At 40.2% G+C, this 18,552-nt stretch carries 11 protein-coding genes and 1 rRNA gene; 2 read left to right on the top strand and 10 right to left on the bottom strand.

All coding sequences use genetic code 11. From position 1 onward, the window contains the following. Positions 1–169: 169 nt before the first annotated feature. The 9 genes from MHI04_RS01190 to hutH all read right to left on the bottom strand — a co-directional run bounded on the left by MHI04_RS01190 (position 170) and on the right by hutH (position 12,453). Positions 170–1,721 (bottom strand): 16S ribosomal RNA (locus MHI04_RS01190). A 408-nt stretch (positions 1,722–2,129) separates the two neighbouring features. Further along, positions 2,130–3,983: an SLC13 family permease gene (locus tag MHI04_RS01185; protein ID WP_058844639.1), complete on the bottom strand. Its 1,854-nt coding sequence runs from the start codon at positions 3,981–3,983 to the stop codon at positions 2,130–2,132. 164 nt (positions 3,984–4,147) lie between these two features. After that, complete coding sequence (gene nadD / locus MHI04_RS01180) at positions 4,148–4,762, bottom strand: nicotinate-nucleotide adenylyltransferase (RefSeq protein ID WP_101967047.1); 615 nt, start codon at positions 4,760–4,762, stop codon at positions 4,148–4,150. Positions 4,763–4,767: 5 nt separating this feature from the next. After that, on the bottom strand, positions 4,768–6,228 hold the full coding sequence (locus MHI04_RS01175) for a nicotinate phosphoribosyltransferase (RefSeq protein WP_036125128.1): 1,461 nt from the start codon (positions 6,226–6,228) through the stop codon (positions 4,768–4,770). A 19-nt stretch (positions 6,229–6,247) separates the two neighbouring features. Beyond that, entirely contained in the window at positions 6,248–6,802 is a 555-nt protein-coding gene (locus MHI04_RS01170) for a cysteine hydrolase family protein (protein WP_101967045.1), read from the bottom strand. A gap of 79 nt (positions 6,803–6,881) precedes the next feature. Then, positions 6,882–7,682, bottom strand: a complete 801-nt coding sequence (locus MHI04_RS01165) for an NUDIX domain-containing protein (protein ID WP_058844641.1) — start codon at positions 7,680–7,682, stop codon at positions 6,882–6,884. 153 nt (positions 7,683–7,835) lie between these two features. Then, the gene (gene hutI, locus MHI04_RS01160; RefSeq protein ID WP_342535284.1) at positions 7,836–9,110 is read right to left on the bottom strand and encodes an imidazolonepropionase; all 1,275 of its coding nucleotides are present in this window, start codon (positions 9,108–9,110) and stop codon (positions 7,836–7,838) included. Continuing rightward, on the bottom strand, positions 9,107–10,777 hold the full coding sequence (hutU, locus tag MHI04_RS01155; RefSeq protein WP_058844643.1) for a urocanate hydratase: 1,671 nt from the start codon (positions 10,775–10,777) through the stop codon (positions 9,107–9,109). Before hutU ends, hutI begins: the two co-directional genes overlap by 4 nt. 161 nt (positions 10,778–10,938) lie before the next feature. Next, positions 10,939–12,453 carry a histidine ammonia-lyase gene (hutH, locus tag MHI04_RS01150; RefSeq protein WP_036125650.1) on the bottom strand — a complete coding sequence of 505 codons (1,515 nt, stop codon included), beginning with the start codon at positions 12,451–12,453 and terminating at the stop codon, positions 10,939–10,941. A 281-nt stretch (positions 12,454–12,734) separates the two neighbouring features. Between hutH and MHI04_RS01145 the strand changes: the two genes are divergently transcribed. After that, entirely contained in the window at positions 12,735–14,189 is a 1,455-nt protein-coding gene (locus tag MHI04_RS01145) for a helix-turn-helix domain-containing protein (protein WP_101967044.1), read from the top strand. Positions 14,190–14,499: 310 nt separating this feature from the next. Then, positions 14,500–16,005: a catalase gene (locus tag MHI04_RS01140; protein ID WP_036125644.1), complete on the top strand. Its 1,506-nt coding sequence runs from the start codon at positions 14,500–14,502 to the stop codon at positions 16,003–16,005. 660 nt (positions 16,006–16,665) lie between these two features. Here MHI04_RS01140 and thiC read toward each other — a convergent pair. Then, positions 16,666–18,444, bottom strand: coding sequence for a phosphomethylpyrimidine synthase ThiC (gene thiC / locus MHI04_RS01135; protein ID WP_036125643.1), 1,779 nt, complete (start codon positions 18,442–18,444; stop codon positions 16,666–16,668). Positions 18,445–18,552 lie beyond the last annotated feature (108 nt).

The raw sequence follows: 18,552 nt of genomic DNA, 5'->3' as shown, positions 1-18,552 counted from the left end.
TATAAAAAAACTTAAAAAATAAATGTGTTTGTTACAATTTCAATGTCGTTTTATCCAGTTTTCAAAGAACAAGTTTTGAAGCTTTTCATTCAAGAAGAATGAACCTTCAAAACTGAACGCAAAACGTAATCTTACAAACCCTAGGTTTGTATTCCGAAATAATCCTTAGAAAGGAGGTGATCCAGCCGCACCTTCCGATACGGCTACCTTGTTACGACTTCACCCCAATCATCTATCCCACCTTCGGCGGCTGGCTCCAAAAGGTTACCTCACCGACTTCGGGTGTTACAAACTCTCGTGGTGTGACGGGCGGTGTGTACAAGGCCCGGGAACGTATTCACCGCGGCATGCTGATCCGCGATTACTAGCGATTCCGGCTTCATGTAGGCGAGTTGCAGCCTACAATCCGAACTGAGAACGACTTTATCGGATTAGCTCCCTCTCGCGAGTTGGCAACCGTTTGTATCGTCCATTGTAGCACGTGTGTAGCCCAGGTCATAAGGGGCATGATGATTTGACGTCATCCCCACCTTCCTCCGGTTTGTCACCGGCAGTCACCTTAGAGTGCCCAACTAAATGATGGCAACTAAGATCAAGGGTTGCGCTCGTTGCGGGACTTAACCCAACATCTCACGACACGAGCTGACGACAACCATGCACCACCTGTCACCGTTGCCCCCGAAGGGGAAACTATATCTCTACAGTGGTCAACGGGATGTCAAGACCTGGTAAGGTTCTTCGCGTTGCTTCGAATTAAACCACATGCTCCACCGCTTGTGCGGGCCCCCGTCAATTCCTTTGAGTTTCAGTCTTGCGACCGTACTCCCCAGGCGGAGTGCTTAATGCGTTAGCTGCAGCACTAAGGGGCGGAAACCCCCTAACACTTAGCACTCATCGTTTACGGCGTGGACTACCAGGGTATCTAATCCTGTTTGCTCCCCACGCTTTCGCGCCTCAGTGTCAGTTACAGACCAGATAGTCGCCTTCGCCACTGGTGTTCCTCCAAATCTCTACGCATTTCACCGCTACACTTGGAATTCCACTATCCTCTTCTGCACTCAAGTCTCCCAGTTTCCAATGACCCTCCACGGTTGAGCCGTGGGCTTTCACATCAGACTTAAGAAACCACCTGCGCGCGCTTTACGCCCAATAATTCCGGACAACGCTTGCCACCTACGTATTACCGCGGCTGCTGGCACGTAGTTAGCCGTGGCTTTCTAATAAGGTACCGTCAAGGTACAGCCAGTTACTACTGTACTTGTTCTTCCCTTACAACAGAGTTTTACGAACCGAAATCCTTCTTCACTCACGCGGCGTTGCTCCATCAGGCTTTCGCCCATTGTGGAAGATTCCCTACTGCTGCCTCCCGTAGGAGTCTGGGCCGTGTCTCAGTCCCAGTGTGGCCGATCACCCTCTCAGGTCGGCTACGCATCGTCGCCTTGGTGAGCCGTTACCTCACCAACTAGCTAATGCGCCGCGGGCCCATCCTATAGCGACAGCCGAAACCGTCTTTCAGTGTTTCACCATGAGGTGAAACAGATTATTCGGTATTAGCCCCGGTTTCCCGGAGTTATCCCAAACTATAAGGTAGGTTGCCCACGTGTTACTCACCCGTCCGCCGCTAACGTCGAAGGAGCAAGCTCCTTCTCTGTTCGCTCGACTTGCATGTATTAGGCACGCCGCCAGCGTTCGTCCTGAGCCAGGATCAAACTCTCCATAAAAGAAATTTGAATAGCTCAAATTGTTTTGCTGGCATCATTTTGATGTCCAAAATTTTGTTTTGTTCACTAACCGAAGTTAGTTACTGAAAACTTTATTGATTACGTTTTGCTTGTTCAGTTTTCAAGGTTCATGTTTTGCTTTGTTTTAGCGTGTCACCGTGGCGACTTGTATAATACTACACTCTTATTTTTAAAAGGTCAACACTTTTCATGAAAAAAATTTAACTTTTTTCTTGGTAATGAAAAACTTCCTATATATACTCGTAAAAATAATGACAACCTAAAATTCAATTTTCACAAGTGAGTGCCATGTTATACCGCTATCTAAAAAAGAATTTTATCATACTTTTCGATAAAAAATAATAGATCTTTATATAAAATAAAAAACTCGGTATAGAAACCGAGTTTTTAAAACGGGAAAAAGAATGGGATGGCAATCATCATAACGATAAACATAACAATTTGTAATGGTACCCCTATTCTTACAAAATCCATAAATTTATAGCCCCCCGCCGTCATTACTAGCGCATTCGTAGGGGAAGCAATCGGCGTAGCAAATGCCATACTTGCCGCAACTGCTACTGCAATCATAAATGTTGTAGGACTAACTTCCATAGCAATGGCTGCACTCATTGCAATGGGCGCGAACAATACAGCAGTTGCCGTATTACTTATAAATTGACCAAATATAGCTGTTAAAATATAAACACCAATGAGCACGCCATAGGGTCCAAAATCACCCAAGGCATTAATAATACCATCCGATAAAATGGTCATGCCTCCAGTTTTTTCTAACGCCGTTGCCATTGGCAACATTGCAGCCACTAGCACAATACTTTCAAAATTCATATTGCTATAGGCATCTTCCATGTTTCGTAAACAGCCTGTTAAAATCATCAACACAGCACCAATCATTACTGAGATTACAGCTGGGAAAACTTCGAATGCCATTAAAATAATCATCAACAGCATAATTAAACCGGCAATACCAGCTTTACCTGTAGCGGCTGCCACACTCGCGTGTTCTTTAGGCTGACCGACAACCACGACATCCTGGGTCTCTCTTGCTAACAAGAGAATTTCATCCCATGCTCCCTGTACTAATATGGCATCTCCAAATTTCAATTTATGAGAAACCATATCCTGAAGCTTATAACCACCTCTGCGATTAATGCCAATGATATTTAAATTATATTTTTCCCTGAATCCAAGAGAGCTAACGGTTTCATTAATAAAGCTCGAATTAGGTGTCAGCAACACCTCTGCAATACCGAGATGTTTCGATACCAATTCATCAGCTTCTCCTTCCACTAACCCTTGCATCTCAAGATGATAATCCTCAACAAAACGACGAATATCCTCTACTTCTCCTTGAACATACAGCTCGTCCTTGGCATGAATGACACTAGTTGGACCTGCCATTTCCTGATATGTCATCGGCAGTAAATTGATACCCTCCTGTGATTTACGATGAATTTTCATCATACAGAGCGTGTACTTAGCTGGCAGTTTTAACTCTGCTAAAGATGTCTCAATAATTGGTGAGTCTTCAGGAACAGCGATTTTAAATAGACGATTATTTAAATCATATTGCTTAATAATTTTTTTTGGTGAAAGTTTATAGCCTTCATTTGTTTGTGTACGGTTTTGATCCTTTGGTAATAGAATATTACGTACAAGCACTAAATAAGTAATTCCAGCAATCATCCCAACAATACCAATAGGGGTCACTTCAAAAAAGCCCAGTTTATTATAGCCTCGATCAACCAATAACTGACTGACAATTAAATTGGTTGGTGACGCAATCAGTGTCATCAGACCAGAAAGACTTGCTACATATGAGAGTGGGAGTAGAAACTTAGACGGACTAACTTTCATACTAATCGCTATACTTACAACGATTGGCATCATTAATGCTACGGTACCAGTATTGCTCATAAAGGCACCAACAGATCCTACAATAATAAGCAGTAGCACAAATAATTTCAGCTCACTATTGCCCGACCATTTAAGTAAGAGTTGCCCTGCCATTCCTGCTAGACCCGTGCGTAATATTCCAGCGCCCACGACAAATAGCCCTGCAATCATTAAAACGACAGAGTTTGAAAAACCAGCTAATGCCTCCGTTGGCGTTAGAATATCCGCAATGACAAATGCTAGAAGTGACACAATCGCTACAAGATCTGCTCGTATTTTATTGGTCACAAATGCAAAAATTGTTGCTCCTAAAATAAGAAATGTTAATGTAAGCTGCACATCCATGAATTCCTTTCTAACATTAATCATTGTAATTATCGTCAGCAAAAAGGGTGTATTCCATTGCTATTTTTATTATAGCTTACCTAGAGCTACATATGATGAAATTCACCATCTTTTCAAAATTAAAAAAAGTGCGGCGTCCAACCACACTTAAAAAAATAATTCCACTATTTTTGATAAAGATGATGCTCTTTAATATAGTCGTAACAAGCAGTAGGCAAGAGGTATCTCGGCTCTCCCCCCATCGCAAATTCCTCACGAATATAAGTAGAGCTAATTTCCATCGCTAGCCCTTTATCTATCAGATGGAATCTACCATCATCATTATTTCTTAAAATGGGAGAACGACTAATCGTTGATAGCATATCGATGCCATGTCTAGCCATTACAATAAATTTATTCTCCGCAACTAATGCGTCACCTTTTTTCCACAATCCCGCGCCGATATCCACTAATAAATCAGCGCCCATGATAAAATGCAATTCATCCTCTGGATGTTTTTCTCTAAAGTATTTCATCGTGTCATAAGTATAGATGTTCCAGCCTTCTTGGTCCATCTCATAGGAATCTGCAATAAAACGATCATCCTTAGCAATGGCCAGCTGTAGCATATTCCAACGATGAGTATCTGCTGTTTTTATCGTTTTATCTTTACGTTTGTTTGAACAAGGTAAAAAAATGACTCTATCTAATTTACAACGGTGCGCGACTGTGCTTGCTGTCCAAAGATGAACATTGGTAATAGGATCAAAGGATGAACCATAAATACCTATTCTCGCCATTGTAGCTACCTCCTATCTTGTGAAATTTTTTCTTTTATGTCCTGTATGCTTGCCATTTTATTGTCCCAACATGCTTGACTTAAATCGACAGGATACTCTTCGGGATTCATTGTTCGTTTATATTCACACCACAGTAAATGTAAATTTTCTTTCACATATGCTTGTGTTTCTTGAATTGTAGGTTCCTCATAAACTACTTTTCCGTTTTCTACGATGCTTTCATGTAAATCTTTTGCAAAAAAATTCGTTACAAATTTACTAATATACGTATGAACAGGGTGGAACATTTTCAATCTTTCTTCTTGCTCTATGTTTTCTCCCTCTAATGCAATATAGTCTCCTTCAGCATGACCATTATCCATATTAATAATACGGTAAACACGTTTACGCCCTGGTGTAGTCACTTTTTCAGGATTTGCTGAAATTTTAATGGTATCTACCATATCTCCACTTTCGTTTTCAATTGAAACTAATTTATATACCCCGCCAAGAGCTGCCTGATCATAGGCTGTAATAAGCTTCGTTCCGATTCCCCAAGCGTCAATTTGTGCACCTTGCGACTTTAAATGCATAATTGTATATTCGTCCAAATCATTCGAAGCCATAATTTTTGCTTCTGTAAATCCTGCAGCATCTAGCATTTTTCTTGCCTGTTTTGAAAGATATGCTAGATCACCACTGTCTAAACGAATACCAATAAAATTAATGTGATCTCCTAGCTCCTTTGCTACACGAATCGCATTAGGAACGCCCGAACGTAACGTATCATAGGTATCTACTAAAAATACACAATCTTTATGTGCCGCTGCATATTTTTTAAATGCAGTGTACTCATCCCGATAGGTTTGAATCATTGCATGGGCATGCGTTCCTGACACGGGGATACCGAATAATTTTCCTGCTCTTACATTACTTGTTGAAGAGAATCCACCTATATAGGCAGCACGAGTTCCCCAAATAGCTGCATCAAATTCATGTGCACGTCGAGTACCAAACTCCATCACGACATCCTCACCTGTCACTTGTTTAATGCGTGAAGCCTTTGTCGCAATCAACGTTTGATAGTTCACAATATTTAACAAAGGGGTTTCAATTAATTGGGCTTCTGCCAATGGGGCTTCAATTCGTAGGATAGGCTCATTCGCAAAGACTAGTTCTCCTTCCCTCATCGCCTTAATCGATCCAGTAAACTTAAGCTCCTGTAAATATTGAAGAAATTCCTCTGGATATTTTCCTTCTTCTCGTAAATATTGAATATCACTTTGAGAGAAACCGAAGTTATTAATAAACTCGATAGCTTTTTTTAAGCCTGCAAATACCGCATACCCATTGCCAAATGGAAGGTTTCTAAAATATAGCTCAAAAACAGCTTTGCGTTGATGAGCCCCATCTTGCCAGTAAGTTTGAACCATATTAATTTGATATAGATCTGTGTGTAACATAAAACTATCGTCAGCATATTTCATGTTTTTCCCTCCATTCATGTCAAATCACAGTGGCGCCAAGTGTATGCTCGAAATGTCCTAACGCCCACTCATGGCCTGTTTGATTAAAGGAGGCGACAGCATTCTTATGAATGACGACTTCGAACCCTTTATTATAAGCATCGACAGCTGTATGAAGAACACAGATATCTGTACAAACGCCGATTAAGTGAAGCTCAGTAATGCCTCTTTCACGTAGTTTCAGCTCTAAATCTGTCCCTGCAAAAGCTGAGTAGCGCGTTTTATCAATGTAATAGACATGATCCTGCTCTTTATGTGCTTCGTACAACGGTTTTAAAGCGCCAAATAAATCTCTGCCTTTTGTATTTCGAATATTATGTGGTGGAAATAGCTTTGTTTCTGGATGATAAACATCTCCTCGTTCATGAACATCGATGGCAAACACCGTAAACTCACCATTCAATATAAATTCCTTCGTTAAGCCTACATTTGCTTGCTCAAGCAGCTGGCCAGGCTCTCCACAAGTTAAGGCTCCATCAGATGCAACAAAATCAACTGTATAATCAATATTAATTAATGCTCGCTTTTTCATCATCTCATCACTCCGTTTTTAATTAGTAATAGCTAAATTACAAATTACTACATTTAAAACAATCAGGAAAGACGGATCTTTCCTAATGATAAATGGACTCCACCATTTCAAAATTATTAAATCTATATAGTTGCGAAGGTCTGAATGAATTTCGTTTGGTTTTCTTCGGTTTGCCTTCCTCATCTAATATTTTTTCGATAAAAGGTAATTTGGGTGCTTTTGTAAAGAACACCGAATCATTAGAAATTCGAGGATCTTCCCCAACTGTTAAAAGTACTCGCTGTAATTCTGACAAAGTGAATGCTTGTGGTAAAAAATTTTTAGCAACGGTTGTTTGAATCATATCTCTTTTAATAAAATTCAACGCATCTGTAATAATTTTTCTATGATCGAAGGCTAGTTGAAGTGTAAATACACTTTCTATATCAAACAGTTCTACCTCAGCCGCATCATCATTTGCTTGACGTTGTTCAATATATGTCTCAGGAACAATTGCGTAAAATGCATTTGAGATCATCCAACCACGAGGATCTCGATCGATTTGATCATAAACACCAAAGTGTTGAACATGCAAACCTTCAACATTGGTTTCTTCTTTTAATTCTCGTTTAGCTGCGATATAGGCTGTTTCTTTTTGATCGGCATCTACAAATCCTCCTGGGAGTGCCCATTTCCCTCCTTCAATATTCGGATTTCCATCAGCATCCTTAGCCGCACGCTTAATTAGCATAATCTTAAGCGTCATGTTGGGCGGCGCCTTTTCTTCTGTTTTCTCTGACGTAATTGTAAAAATGGCAATATCTGCGGTATATCCATCAGGTGTTTGATATTTTGAAGAATCATAATGCTCAAGCACTTCTTCCTCAGTACGGAATTTTGTCATTGTATAACCCCTTTAATTGATTACAAGGTTAAGTAATTTGTAATTCAATAATTACTATTTAATTGTATTATAATCTTCCTTCAAGGTAATTGCAACTCAATTTTAAAAAAGCATAAATAAAGCTTCCTCAGCCTTATTTATGCCCATTTTTTATCAATTATTCAACAGAATGCCGTTTTGTACAACAACTTGCCCATTTTTGATAACTGTATGTGTATGGTTCATACCATAGAAATATTGTAACTGCTTATAGTTGGCAACATCTAAAATAAGTACATCCGCTTTTTTATTCGCTTCCAAGGAACCTATTTGTTTGCCTCGATTTAATGCATAAGCTGCATTAATCGTTGTCGCAGTTAACACTTCCTCCAATGTCATGCCCATATGCATACAGGCTAAATTCATAATAAATGGTAAACTCATTGTCGGTGATGATCCCGGGTTAAAATCTGTTGATATTGCTACAGGCACCCCTTCATCAATCATTAGACGTCCTCTTGCATATGGTGCACGTAAAAAGAATGCAGTTCCTGGCAGTAATACAGCAATTGTGCCCGCTTCAGCCATTTTTAGAATTCCTTTATCAGAAGCAACCAGCAAATGCTCTGCCGAAATAGCTCCCACCTCGGCAGCAAGCTCCGCTCCTTGATAAGGCTCGATTTCATCAGCATGTATTTTCGGTGTTAAGCCAAGAGCTTTGCCAGCCTCTAAAATGCGCTGAGATTGCTCTGGTGTAAAGACACCCTTTTCACAAAATACATCATTAAATTCTGCCAGTTTTAGCTCTGCCACCTTGGGCAACATGTCATGGATTACAACATCAACAAATTCATCCTCACGTTCCTTATAGTCGCGTGGTACTGCATGCGCACCCATAAACGTACTAACAATATCAACGTCATGTGTAGCTTGTAATTGTTTCGCTACCTCTAGCTGCTTCTTTTCCGTATCCCAATCCAATCCATAACCTGATTTTGCTTCAACAGTTGTCACACCATGCTTTAAAAATACATCTAAATGCTGCATCGTCTTTTCATATAATTCTTCAAAGCTGGTTTCTCGTGTACGCTTTGTTGTAGCATGAATACCGCCACCTGCGTTCATAATTTCCATATAGGTAGAACCATTAAGTCTCATATTAAATTCTTGTTCACGTGTTCCACCATGCACTAAATGGGTATGACAATCCACTAAACCTGGCATCACAATCTTACCAGTAGCATCAATAATGTCTGCTTTCCTTACTAAATCAGGGAAATCTACTTCCAGTTGTTCAAAAGCTCCAACAGCTACAATACGATCTTCTTCAATTAGTACACAGCCATTTTCTACTACCGCAATTTCCTGCATTTGTTCTTTCGTACGCGGTCCTTGTGCATTACTTCTCAAAGTAATTACTTCATTGGCATTTCTAATTAGAATGGTCACTTCACATCACCCTTTAACATTGGTATATGGACACCTTTGTTTTTTGCCGTATTAATCGCAATCTCATAGCCTGCATCAGCATGACGGGCAACACCCATGCCAGGGTCCGAAATCAATACTCGTGCGATTTTTTCAGCAGCAAGCGCCGATCCATCCGCAACTAGTACTTGACCTGCATGCTGTGAATATCCCATTCCTACACCACCGCCATGATGCACACTCACCCAGCTCGCACCACTAGCAGTATTTACAAGCGCATTTAAAATTGGCCAATCCGATACTGCATCCGAACCATCCATCATCCCTTCTGTTTCACGATTTGGTGATGCGACTGAACCTGAATCTAAATGATCACGCCCAAAGACAATCGGTGCTGACAATTCACCATTCGCAACCATTTCGTTTACCTTTAATGCAAAGCGATGACGATCACCATAGCCTAACCAGCAAATACGAGCTGGTAACCCCTGCCATTTAACCATTTTTTGCGCCATATCAATCCAATTGACTAGACCTTCGTCTTCAGCGAACATCTCTTTCGCAAGTGCATCTGTTTTATAAATATCCTCAGGGTTTCCTGAAAGAGCCGCCCAACGGAATGGTCCCTTTCCTTCACAGAATAGTGGACGAATATAGGCTGGTACAAAGCCCGGGAAATCGAAGGCATTCGTTACACCCATCTCTTTGGCATAGGCACGAATATTATTTCCATAATCAAATACTTCTGCACCTGCATCTTGAAACGCTAGCATTGTACGAACATGCTCTGCCATTGTTTCTTTCGCTTTGTGCTCATACGTTTTAACGTCCGATTTCCGAAGTGCTAATGCTTCTTCAAATGTCATGCCATTTGGTACATAGCCATTAATCGGGTCATGTGCAGATGTTTGATCCGTCACAAAATCCGGAATAATCCCTCGATTTAACAGCTCACGATTGACATCTGCACAATTCCCTACAAGACCAATAGAAGCTGGCTCTTTCTGATTACGTAATTTATCGACTAATGCAATGGCTTCATCCACAGTCTCCACGATGTAATCACAGTATCCTTCTTTTATTTTACGTTCAATGCGGGCACGATCCACTTCAACGACTAAGATTACAGCGCCTGCCATTTTCCCAGCTAACGGCTGTGCACCACTCATACCGCCCATACCACCTGTTAGGATGAATTTACCACGTAAATCCGCAGTGCCAAATACCTTCTTCCCTGCTTCTACGAATGATAAATAAGTTCCCTGTAAAATGCCTTGAGCACCAATATAAATCCAGCTACCCGCAGTCATTTGCCCATACATCATTAAATCTCTGTCCTCTAATTCATAGAAATGATCCCAATTTGCCCATGCAGGTACTAGGTTTGAATTGGCAATTAATACACGGGGAGAATGCTCATGCGTACGGAATACAGCTACTGGCTTCCCTGATTGAATCAGCAGTGTTTCATCATTCTCTAATTCTTTTAAAGAAGCAATAATTTGTTCATAGCTTTCCCAGTTACGAGCAGCCTTTCCAATACCACCGTACACAATCAGCTCATCTGGGTTCTCAGCCACCTCTGGGTCTAGATTGTTCATTAACATACGCATTGCCGCTTCCTGTGTCCATCCCTTACATGTTAGTTCACTTCCACGTGGTGCACGAATATCTGTTTTGAATACCATAAAAACACGCTCCTTTTCATAAAAATACTATTAGTTTGAAAGTGTAGACACTAAAATAAAGACTGAATATTCAGACTCAAAAGCATATAATTATATCCAAAGCAGAGGTGACTCGGATTAACGAGTCTTGCCTCAGCCTTTGCTATTTCATTCAACCCTATTTACACATACTCATTTACTAGATCATTACTTGCTAGTAAGTATTTCGCCAATGCTTCAATTTCGTCACCAATTGGTTGATCCGCTAATAAAGGTGGACAGAATTCACGCACTTTCTCTAAGAATTTACGTGTTGTTGGAGATAATTGCTCTTCCGCCTTATCTAAATGGATTGCCTGAGAAGCACAAATTAATTCTATTGCGATAACGCGAGCCGCATTGTGAACAATCTGACGTACTTGACGGGCCGATGTTGTTCCCATACTTACATGGTCCTCTTGGTTACCTGATGTAGGAATAGAATCCACACTAGAAGGATGAGCTAATACTTTATTTTCTGAGACAATAGAAGCTGCTGTATATTGTGCAATCATTAGTCCACATTCAATCCCAGGGTTTGTTGCCAAGAACGGCGGCAATCCTTCGTTAAGATGTGGATTTACCATACGTTCTGTACGACGTTCTGAAATATTAGCCCATTCACTTACACCAATCTTCAAAAAGTCCATTGCCAAGGCAATTGGCTGACCATGGAAATGACCACCCGATAGTACCTCACCACTTTCTAAAACAATCGGATTATCTGTAGTCGCGTTCATTTCAGTTTGAACACGATTCTCCGCGTAGAAAAAGGACTGCCAAGAAGCACCGTGTACTTGCGGAATACAGCGTAGCGAGTAAGCATCCTGCATGCGAATTTCGCCTTGCTTTGTGACACGTTTACTACCATCAAGCCACTTACGAATACGTCCCCCCACCAGTTCTAATTCTGGATGTGGCCTTACTGCTAATAGCGCTGGATCAAATGCTGACGTAATGCCCTTTAAAGCTTCTAGCGTCAAGCTTGCCGCCATATCCGCCGCAAGTCCAATTCGTTCAGCTTCATTGACTGTTAATACACCAATTCCTGTCATAGCTTGCGTACCATTAACAAGTGCCAGCCCCTCTTTAGCTTGAAGTCGAACTGGTGTTAACTCCGCTCGTTGTAGCGCCTCGCTTCCACTCATAACTTCTCCGTTAAACTCCGCCTTACCTTCTCCCACTAGCACTAATGCCAAATGCGATAATGGCGCTAAATCGCCGCTTGCTCCCACCGAACCTTGTGACGGAACAATCGGATGCACCCCTTTATTAATAAACTCCAATAACAGCTGTACGGTTTCCTCACGAATGCCAGAAAATCCTCTAGCTAAAGCATTGGCACGTAACACCATCATTGCACGTACAACATCAGTAGGGAACGGTTCACCAACACCCGTTGCATCAGATCTTAATAAATTCAGCTGCAATAGCTCAATATCCTCTTGCTCAATTTTTATATTGCTGAGTTGCCCAAAGCCTGTATTCACTCCATAAATCGTTTGTCCTTCAGCTAAACGTTTCTCGATACGCTCTCTACTTAAACGAATACGTTGTAAACTATCGACAGAAAGTGCAACTGTTGCTTGCCCCTTAACGATTTCCTCAATTTGTTGTCTTGTTAATGTATTGCCATCAAGCTCGATGATCGATTTCACATGACATCCTCCTATTCCCTATCTAACTATGTAAATAAAAACTCCTCATTTATTGGTCGTAATATTAAAAACTTCAGCATTAAATTCCATTTAAGCGTTTTCATTGTACAAGTGGTTTCTGCTGATGATTTATTACTCTATTTACATTGTACTCACTACTTTTTTCAGAATATAGAGAATTTTAAAAGAGAAAAGAAGATTTTTTTCAGATTCCTATGTTATTTTTAATAATATAATCGTATTTTTATATGAAACTGGAATATTTTATAGGAGTTGATGTAATGAAGCTATTATTAATTGATCGTGATCCTACCGACTTGGCAGGCATAAAGTGGTTTTTACATACCTATTTCCCTGGAGACGTCTTCATTGAAATGTGCACAAGTATTTCAGAGGTGCCCCAAAGAATTCGATTATTTGAACCGGACGCCATTCTGTTAAATATCGATCTATTTCCTAATAATCGCTTAACGGCTCTTTATCGGGATTTACAAAAGCTATCTGGTGCCATTCTTGCAATGACGACAGAACCTTTATTTAAAAATGCATTGAAGGCAATAGATTTACAAGTGGCCCATCTCTTTGTAAAACCCATTGATTTAGAATTATTAAAACAAAAGCTCACAACCATTTCTCTTCGCACACCACAGGTCACGGAATATGCACAGGAGACTACAAATGATTCCTTTTATTATCAATTATTTTTAGATAACAAATCTAGTTCAATTGAGACGACCATACATTTCACAATGATGGAGCCAGAACATATCGAAACTTTTAATAAGCTTTACAATTGGCTACAACAAACACCTATCCACTTCCATATGAAAACCTACCCTCTGTCCAATACAATTGTATGCCTTTTTCAAACAAGTGACATAAAGATGGTAGAAAAGGATGTCCGTGCACTTATGATGGAATGGCGGTTAATTAGTAATAGTTCTTTAAATATTGGCATTTATGATGGGCCACCGACAACCATCAAAAACATGTATACATTAACAAAGCGCGCACTACATCAAAGCTTTTACGAAGGCTTTGGTCATATTTTTTATGCAAGCAAACAAATTGAAACACAGCCCTTTGATCCCTTATTAACACCAGAAGAGCAACAATTGTTAATCAGTAGTTTGGAAGACGGAAACCTTGAAGCCGTTAAAACATTTTTATACCAGCTATCTAATGAGGGAATATATTATGAGCAAGATGATCTACGTATTCATTTAACAAGTGTTCTAGCACAAATTCGACGCTTTATGTTGAAATATAAATTACACGAAAAAGCAGTTATCGAGCAAAGCTATCGTCAGCTATTTCACTTAATCATTGAACATCCTATATTTTATACAATTCTCAATGGCATTATTTCTTTCACACAAACATTAATTGAATTAGCGCGGGAAGCTCGAATGGAGAAACGAGCCGATTATGTTGAACTAGCTTTAGAAATAATTGATCAACAATTTAATGATAGCTCCTTGTCCCTGCCCTTCGTCGCCCATAAGCTCGGAATCAGCCCAAATTATTTAAGTACCATTTTCTCAAAGAAGCAAGGCTTACCATTTAAACGCTATTTACAGCAAATAAGAATTCATCATGCTACTAACATGCTGCTAGAAACGGATTTTTCCATTAGTGAAATTGCCCATTTAAACGGTTTTGATGATCCTAATTATTTCATTAAAATATTTAAACAACAAATCGGCATAACGCCTAATCGATATCGAAAAAACTAAAAGATAATTGATTGAAATAATTTTCAATTAGTCCATTTTATTTTCAATAAAGGTTTTTACAATGTAGTCATTATCTTAAAATTCATGTCATTTTCATACCTAATATTTTTTAAAAACGAGATTAGAAAAGTGAAATTTCTGGTGAAAACTATGTATAAAACGCCTTTCCTTCGCATATATTTATAGTTTATCTTTAAATATAAAAATTCTTTAACGATAATAATTATAATGTACTAGCAATTCTATTTTATATTTGTTATAGTTATAGATGAAGAGTTTGACTTATATTTTTTTCAGGAGGTAAACTAATATGACAAACGCAAATGATCGTAGCCGTCGTTTTACAACAGCAGGTGGCGCTCCAGTAGTAAGTAACCATGACTCTATGTCAGCAGGTCCACGTGGTCCTCTTTTACTTCAAGATGTATGGTTAGTTGAAAAATTAGCAAATTTTAACCGTGAAGTAATTCCTGAACGTCGTATGCACGCTAAAGGCTCAGGTGCATTTGGTACTTTTACTGTAACGCATGATATTACTCAATATACAAAAGCGAAAATTTTCTCAGAGATTGGCAAGAAAACAGAAATGTTCGCACGTTTCTCAACAGTTGCTGGTGAGCGTGGTGCTGCAGATGCTGAGCGCGATATTCGTGGCTTTGCCCTTAAATTCTATACAGAAGAAGGAAACTGGGATCTAGTAGGGAACAATACACCTGTATTCTTCTTCCGCGACCCATTACACTTTACAGATTTAAACCATGTCGTTAAACGTGATCCACGTACAAATATGAAAAACGCTAACTCCAACTGGGATTTCTGGACTCTATTACCTGAAGCGCTTCACCAAGTGACAATTGTAATGTCTGACCGTGGTATTCCAGCTGGTTACCGCAATATGCATGGATTTGGTTCTCATACGTATAGCTTTATCAATGCTGAAAATGAGCGTGTATGGGTTAAATTCCATTTCCGTACAGAGCAAGGTATTAAAAACTTAACAGGTGCTGAAGCTACTGAAGTTATCGGTCAAGATCGTGAATCTTCACAACGTGATCTATATGAAGCTATTGAAAAAGGCGATTTCCCTAAATGGAAAATGTATATTCAGGTTATGACAGAGGAGCAAGCTCGTGAGCTTCCATACAACCCATTTGACTTAACAAAAGTATGGTATAAAAAAGACTTCCCATTAATTCCTGTCGGTGAGTTCGAGTTAAATAAAAATCCGGATAACTACTTTGCAGAAGTTGAACAAGCTGCATTCGCACCATCTAACATTATTCCTGGTATTAGCTTCTCACCAGATAAAATGTTACAAGGTCGTATCTTTGCATACGCAGATGCACAACGCTATCGCCTAGGTGTAAACCACTATATGCTGCCAGTTAACGCACCGAAATGTCCATTCCGTACCTTCCATCGTGATGGTGCAATGCGCTTTGACGGCAACCTCGGTTCTACATTAGGCTATGAACCAAATAGCTATGGTGAATGGGAGCATAACCTAGACCATAAAGAGCCTGAATTACGCATTGATGGTCATGCAGGTATTCACGACTTCCGTGAAGATGATAACAATTACTTTGAGCAACCAGGTAAACTGTTCCGTTTAATGACTACAGAAGAGCAACAACGTCTATTTGAAAATACAGCGAATGATATGGCTTCTGTTGAAGAATTCATCAAACGCCGTCACATCCTTCACTGCTATTTAGCTGACCCAGCATATGGTGAGGGTGTCGCAAAAGCGATGGGTCTTTCGTTAGAAGGTATGGACCTTACAAACCCATATGTAAAACAACCAACTAACGTTTAATAGTCCACTTATTATTGATATCCAAATTCAACTTTTACTCCATGTGAATCTGTCATTCACATGGAGCTTTTTTATGATTAGAAAAGGCTTATGTCTATACTTTGACATAAGCCTTCCTTAGTGTTGAAAAACAAAACAGTCAATTGAAAGGGAGAAATGGATTTCCGTTGCAGGCTACTTGCTTTCCTGTGGGCGAGCGCCGAGCCGCTTCCTCCGCTACCGCTCCGTGCAGGGGCTCGCCTGTCTCGCTCTCCCACGGGAGTCAAGTAGTCTTCCACTCCAACCCACAAAAATGGTACCTTTTTAGCAAAGGTTTTCAAATAAAGTGAAGGTTTTTGCTACTTATTTTATGGAGGATGATTGTCATTCATCACTTCTCCATATTGAAAATAAGAGCCTATCCCCTCTAAGAATACAGATAATGGGCTATTTGATCGCTATACTACTATGAAAAAAAGTAAAGACACTTTGCAGAATGGTTGATTGGAGTGGAGCGAGCGTAAGTGAGTGAAGTGGCTCATCGGACGCCCCCTGGAAAGGGCGCTGGCGGAACGGAAATCAACCTCTCACCTTGCAAATTTGCTTTTTCTGCCGTTGACATCATCTTTTTTCAACAACATGAAAGGCTTATGTCTATACTTTGATATAAGCCTTCCTTCATTATTGATAAATCTGACTCCCCGCTTTTTTAAACTCCTCTGCCTTTTCCTGCATACCTTGATGAATAGCTTCAGTCGTATTTAAATCTTTTTCTTTAGCATAATTACGAATATCCTGTGAGATTCTCATACTACAGAATTTAGGGCCACACATTGAGCAAAAGTGCGCTGTTTTCGCCCCCTCTGCTGGAAGCGTTTCGTCATGATATTCAACCGCACGTTCTGGATCTAATGATAGATTGAATTGATCACGCCAGCGGAATTCAAAGCGTGCTTTTGACAATGCATCATCCCGTTGTTGTGCACCTGGGTGTCCTTTCGCTAAATCAGCTGCATGGGCAGCAATCTTATAAGTAATAACTCCTACTCGAACATCCTCACGATTAGGTAAGCCAAGATGCTCCTTCGGTGTCACATAGCAGAGCATCGCTGTACCAAACCAGCCAATCATCGCTGCACCAATAGCTGAGGTAATATGGTCATATCCTGGCGCAATATCTGTTGTTAATGGGCCCAATGTATAGAAAGGCGCTTCCTTACAAACTTCTAATTGCTTGTCCATATTCTCCTTTATCAAATGCATCGGTACATGACCTGGCCCCTCTACCATCACCTGAACATCATGCTTCCAAGCGATTTGTGTTAATTCACCCAGCGTTTCAAGCTCTGCAAATTGGGCCTCATCATTGGCATCTGCAATGGAACCTGGGCGTAAGCCATCTCCTAAAGAAAAAGCAACATCATATGTCTTCATAATTTCACAGATTTCCTCAAAATGTGTATAAAGGAAATTCTCTTGATGATGAAATAAACACCACTGTGCCATAATTGAACCACCACGTGACACAATGCCTGTTACACGATTTGCTGTAAGAGGTACATAGCGTAAAAGAACACCCGCATGTATCGTGAAATAATCAACCCCCTGCTCTGCTTGCTCAATGAGCGTATCACGATAAACTTCCCACGTTAAATCCTCGGCTATGCCATTTACTTTTTCTAAAGCCTGATAAATGGGCACCGTTCCCACTGGCACTGCAGCATTTCGAATAATCCATTCTCTCGTTGTATGAATATGTTTACCAGTCGAGAGATCCATAATATTATCGGCACCCCAGCGTGTAGCCCATGTCATTTTCTCAACTTCTTCTGCTATTGACGACGACACCGCGGAATTTCCAATGTTTGCATTGATTTTCACATGGAAGTTACGACCAATAATCATCGGCTCTGCCTCAGGGTGATTAATATTAGAAGGCATAATAGCCCGACCTGCTGCAATTTCTGAACGAACAAATTCAGGATCCATGTTTTCACGTATCGCCACAAACTCCATTTCCGGCGTTATCATTCCATTTCGTGCATAGTGAAGCTGTGTTACATTTTTACCCCTTTTTGCACGTAAAGGCTTCCGCTCCAATTCAGGGAAAACATTTTCTTGAATGCGCGGATCATCAACACGACGAAAACCGTTATCCTCAGGTTTAATCGTACGCCCCTCATATTCCTCAACATCTCCTCTTTCTTCTATCCATGCACGTCGCAAAGCAGGCAGACCCTTTGTAATATCAACGTGATAATTCGGATCTGTGTATGGACCACTCGTATCATATACTCGAATAGGGGCATTTTTTTCATCCCCAAAGCTACCAGTCGTTGGGCTTAATGCGATTTCACGCATAGGTACTAAAATATCTGGACGTGATCCTTCCACATACACTTTTTTGCTTCCTTCAAAGCTAGACATAATCGTAATGTTCTTTTCACTAACTACTGACATGAGCTACTTCTCTCCCTTAAATGTAATTTGATAAAAGGACCGAAAATCTAGCTCACTCCAACAAATAAAGAAAGGCCGAATCCAAAATATTTTTTTGGATCCGGCCAT

The sequence above is a fragment of the Lysinibacillus sp. FSL K6-1151 genome (assembly GCF_038630755.1).
Lineage (GTDB): Bacteria > Bacillota > Bacilli > Bacillales_A > Planococcaceae > Lysinibacillus > Lysinibacillus fusiformis_D.
The sequence above is the reverse complement of the archived record's forward strand: the minus strand, read 5'-3'. Positions and strand labels throughout refer to the sequence as shown.

Excerpts from the sequence above, each read along its gene's own strand:
- MHI04_RS01170 (WP_101967045.1), bottom strand. The coding sequence starts at position 6,802 with ATGATGAAAAAGCGAGCATTAATTAATATTGATTATACAGTTGATTTT.
- MHI04_RS01175 (WP_036125128.1), bottom strand. The coding sequence starts at position 6,228 with ATGAAATATGCTGACGATAGTTTTATGTTACACACAGATCTATATCAA.
- MHI04_RS01140 (WP_036125644.1), top strand. The coding sequence starts at position 14,500 with ATGACAAACGCAAATGATCGTAGCCGTCGTTTTACAACAGCAGGTGGC.
- MHI04_RS01185 (WP_058844639.1), bottom strand. The coding sequence starts at position 3,983 with ATGGATGTGCAGCTTACATTAACATTTCTTATTTTAGGAGCAACAATT.
- thiC (WP_036125643.1), bottom strand. The coding sequence starts at position 18,444 with ATGTCAGTAGTTAGTGAAAAGAACATTACGATTATGTCTAGCTTTGAA.
- MHI04_RS01145 (WP_101967044.1), top strand. The coding sequence starts at position 12,735 with ATGAAGCTATTATTAATTGATCGTGATCCTACCGACTTGGCAGGCATA.
- nadD (WP_101967047.1), bottom strand. The coding sequence starts at position 4,762 with ATGGCGAGAATAGGTATTTATGGTTCATCCTTTGATCCTATTACCAAT.
- hutU (WP_058844643.1), bottom strand. The coding sequence starts at position 10,777 with ATGGTATTCAAAACAGATATTCGTGCACCACGTGGAAGTGAACTAACA.
- MHI04_RS01165 (WP_058844641.1), bottom strand. The coding sequence starts at position 7,682 with ATGACAAAATTCCGTACTGAGGAAGAAGTGCTTGAGCATTATGATTCT.